The organism is Anaerobutyricum hallii DSM 3353 (assembly GCF_000173975.1).
Classification (GTDB): Bacteria; Bacillota; Clostridia; order Lachnospirales; family Lachnospiraceae; genus Anaerobutyricum; species Anaerobutyricum hallii.
The window spans coordinates 1-4,264 of record NZ_ACEP01000140.1; the positions used below are offsets into that span (position 1 = coordinate 1).

Below are 4,264 nucleotides of genomic sequence, written 5' to 3' on the forward strand. Positions count from 1 at the left end.
CCACCCTATGATGTAACGCCACTTTAGATAGCAATATCTATCGGGGATTAAAGGTCGGAGGTGTAAGCCGTTAGTACGACTGGGCAGTTACAAACCCATGACCTTTAGGTCGTGGGTAGTTGACGTGCCCTCCCTCCTGTTTGACAAAGTTCTATATTATATAATGTACGATAAATTTATTTGAAACTTCTATGTAAAATTTCTCTGCCTTATACCAGAAAAATATTATAACAAAATCATTTTTAAACGTCTAGTATGCCGTTTTATTGGATTTACGTCAAATACGGAAGAATGATTTCTAGCTTGTCTGATTCTGTATGTTTACATTTATATATCTTATGTTTTGGCAGGCTGGTGCATGCGTGAATTATATGCCAAACTAATATTTTTTCTAAAGCGTGTAAAAAATGCCCTAAAAAACAGAGTTGAATGTATAGAACATTTGTGCTAAATTCAAGTCAAACGTCCGTGAGACTGGGCGCGTGATTCTGGTCAGCGAAGCTGACATGTTCCTATCAGAATCACTGCGCATCCTCGCGGAGCGTTTATCCCAGTCGGAGATTGGACTCCCACTGAGACAAATTTGCTATTACTCACCACCTGAAGAGGTGGGAGTCTTCTCGACTGAGATAAATAAAAAATTAGAAGGAATTATTTTATGAAATTACAGAAATTATTAAGCTTAACAAGACAGGCAATCGATGCCTATGGAATGATTAAGGAAAATGATAAAATTGCAGTAGGAATCTCTGGCGGAAAGGACAGTCTTACACTTCTTTATGCACTGTCCTATTTGCGAAACTTCTATCCACATAAATTTGATATTGTAGCGGTTACAGTAGATTTAGGATTTGATAATCTTAATTTAGAAGAAATCAGGGAATTTTGCAAAAAACTAGGTGTAGAATATCAGATTATAAAAACACAGATTGCTGAAGTAGTTTTTCAAGTCCGCAAGGAAAGCAATCCCTGTTCTCTTTGCGCAAAAATGCGAAAAGGTGCATTGAACGATGCCATGAAAGAATTAGGCTGTAATAAAGTAGCCTACGCACATCATAAAGATGATTTATTAGAATCTATGATGATGTCCTTTTTATTTGAAGGGCGAATTCACACATTTGCTCCAGTTACCTATCTTGACCGTTCGGGACTTACTGTAATCCGCCCTCTTCTCTTTTTATATGAAGGAGATGTGAAAGGATTTGTAAAAGAATACAATCTTCCAGTAGTAAAAAGTCCCTGCCCGGTCGATGGTTCGACAAAGCGGGAAAATGTAAAGAATCTTATTGGAGAAATCAATCATCAATATCCTGGAGCAAAGGCTCGTATGATTCGTGCAGTAATTGATGATATTGTAAATCCAGATTGTCCTCCCCAAAATTAAAGGGATATTTTAATACAAAATTTGTATATCAGGAAATATTTGAAAAATGCTCTGGAAATTATTTAGAGCGTGTTTAAAAAGAAAGGAGTGATTTTTATGCAGCAGCCAACCTATGATGAGCAGATTACAATGAAAAATGAAATGAAGCTTAGAGAACTTTGTGCCGGACTTCCAGCTTTTTGTAAAGAATTTTTTCGTGGAATTGAACCAACGACTTCTTCTCGGACACGAATTGCTTATGCTTATGATTTGAAAATATTTTTTCATTTTCTTCAGGAAAAATATCCTGATATCGAAGAAAGTGATTTAAAAAACTGGCCTGTAACCGTTCTTGACAAGGTAACGCTGACACAGCTTGAAGAATATTTAGATTATCTACGCCTCTATGAGGATGCAGAAAACAAAGTTCATACTAATGAAGAACGAGGACGTATGCGAAAAACAGCCAGTATACGGACATTTTATAAATTTTTCTACCGAAAACAAGTTATTAAAAATAATACAGCAAGCTTGTTAAATCTTCCGAAGAAACATGAACACACCATTGTCCGATTAGAAATTGACGAAATTGCGAAGCTATTAGATGCAGTAGAAGAAGGAGATAATCTAACAAAATCCCAGAAAAAATATCATAATAAAACAAAAATCAGAGATTTAGCAATCCTCACTCTCCTGCTCGGGACAGGAATCCGTGTCTCAGAATGTGTTGGAATTGATATATCTAACTTAGACTTTGAAACAAATGGAATGAAAATCCACCGAAAAGGAGGGGCGGATGTTATTCTATACTTTGGAGAAGAAGTCAGAGAGGCACTTCTTGACTATCTTGAAGAACGAGAAAAAATAATCCCAAAAGAAGGCTCCGAAAACGCACTCTTCCTCTCTATGCAAAAGCGTCGCATCAGTGTACGTGCAGTAGAGAACCTCGTAAAAAAATATGCCCGTCCAGTAACCCCTCTAAAAACAATTACACCTCATAAACTGCGAAGCACTTATGGTACACAACTATATCAGGAAACGGGAGATATTTACTTAGTTGCCGATGTTCTCGGTCATAAAGATGTCAATACGACACGGAAACATTATGCGGCGATGGAGGACCAGAGAAGACGAATGGCAGCGGGGAAAATACAATTAAGGGAAAAATAATTCTGGTTTACGTCAAGTCAAACGCCCCTTTGAAGCACAATAAGCCATATCTGTGACTTTAGTCGCGGCGTGTTGAATGTGAGCGTTAAGAGAACAACACTTGCTCCGAGGCCACAGATATGGCTTATTGTGCTTCAAAGGGGCTGTCTTTGGCTACTGGGATAAAAATTAGAATTTTATTTTTCGAATAACTGTAATTAAATCGAAAGTTTGTCTGTCTGTTCGTTCTACTATAAATCTTAATTATAATATGGAACCATTAAATAACAACCTGCATTTATCTGATTTGACTTCATATTATTACATCTCTTAATTTCATGAATATATTGATAAATATTTATAAATCCAGAATCATTCGTATTATCCATGTTCTCTTTAGCGATAGACCACAGGCTGTCTCCATTCTTAATTTCAACTACTTTATATTGTATATCATTAGCTGATTCTTGTGCTTTTACTACCCTATCTCCAAAATATAAAAAGAAACACACGCTGAGTAGACTTATTATTAAAACTGCTCCTGTAATAAAAAATGGTCGTTTCTCACGCAATTCTCGTTGGCGTTTTTTCTTTTGTAATTCCGAAAAATCGTAAATCTGTGCAGTTGTTTTCATACTTATCTCTTGCATATAATCCCTCCATACATAATGATAACTGGTTATAAATTATTCATGTAATAAGATATATGTCTCGAACTAATATTCCGAACATATATTCCGTATGTATGTTTGCATTATACCGAACATTTTTTCGGTTGTCAATAGAAAAAATGATTTTTCGAAAACATTTTCGAAAACACTTGTTTTATGTTTTATCCCATGATACAATTATGATAAAAATATACGTTTATAAAGGAGGGTATTTTTTGATGAGCTATGGAAAGATAAGTGCAAAGCAGAAAGAGATACTAGAATACATAAAGCAGTCTATATTAAGCCACGGTTATCCCCCGGCTGTTCGCGAAATCTGTGAAGCAGTTCATTTAAAATCTACTTCTTCTGTACATTCTCATTTAGAGACATTAGAGAAGAATGGATATATCAGACGTGACCCATCGAAACCACGAGCAATTGAGATTATAGATGACAACTTTAATCTTACAAGAAGGGAACTAGTAAATGTACCGATTGTCGGAACTGTGACAGCTGGAGAACCAATCCTTGCTATCGAGAATATTCAGGGTTACTTCCCAATTATGCCTGAGTTTGTGAATAATAAGCAGACATTTATGCTTAAAGTAAAGGGAGAAAGTATGATTAATGCTGGTATTTTCGATGGCGATTTCATTTTGGTAGAAGAGACACCAACAGCTTCTGATAATGATATTATCGTAGCGTTATTAGAAGATTCTGTTACTGTAAAGAGATTTTTCAAAGAAGAAGATCACATACGCCTTCAGCCAGAAAATGATACAATGGAACCAATCATCGTCCCACAAGATTCTCCATTTTCTATTGTTGGTAGAGTCATTGGACTGTATCGTGCATTTAAGTAATACATTAAATAGGAATTTGCCGGGGTGAGTAAACAGCCAGAACTCCCAGAGAAAATATACCCTATATCTGTGTCCTCGGAGCAAGGTTTAGATACGAGCGCATAAGCGAGCATTCAAACCGCCGCGACTAAAGTCACAGATATAGGGTATATTTTCTCTGGGAGTTCTGGCTGTTCCAATCCGATAAATTTGGAGTATTCAACATGTCGCGACTAAAGTCACAAATATGCCTTATA

At 36.2% G+C, this 4,264-nt stretch carries 4 protein-coding genes; 3 read left to right on the plus strand and 1 reads right to left on the minus strand.

The window, feature by feature from the left end:
* Positions 1-658 precede the first annotated feature (658 nt).
* A complete protein-coding gene (locus tag EUBHAL_RS12860) occupies positions 659-1,384 on the plus strand; it encodes a tRNA 2-thiocytidine biosynthesis TtcA family protein (RefSeq protein ID WP_005350720.1) in 726 nt (241 codons plus the stop codon).
* 96 nt (positions 1,385-1,480) lie between these two features.
* Positions 1,481-2,533 carry a tyrosine-type recombinase/integrase gene (locus tag EUBHAL_RS12865; protein WP_044923518.1) on the plus strand — a complete coding sequence of 351 codons (1,053 nt, stop codon included), beginning with the start codon at positions 1,481-1,483 and terminating at the stop codon, positions 2,531-2,533.
* 239 nt (positions 2,534-2,772) lie between these two features.
* Here the strand turns inward: EUBHAL_RS12865 and EUBHAL_RS14990 are convergent, their stop codons facing one another.
* Entirely contained in the window at positions 2,773-3,162 is a 390-nt protein-coding gene (locus EUBHAL_RS14990) for a LysM peptidoglycan-binding domain-containing protein (RefSeq protein ID WP_005350726.1), read from the minus strand.
* Between the two features lie 239 nt (positions 3,163-3,401).
* Between EUBHAL_RS14990 and lexA the strand changes: the two genes are divergently transcribed.
* Positions 3,402-4,028, plus strand: a complete 627-nt coding sequence (gene lexA, locus EUBHAL_RS12875; protein WP_022170296.1) for a transcriptional repressor LexA — start codon at positions 3,402-3,404, stop codon at positions 4,026-4,028.
* Positions 4,029-4,264 lie beyond the last annotated feature (236 nt).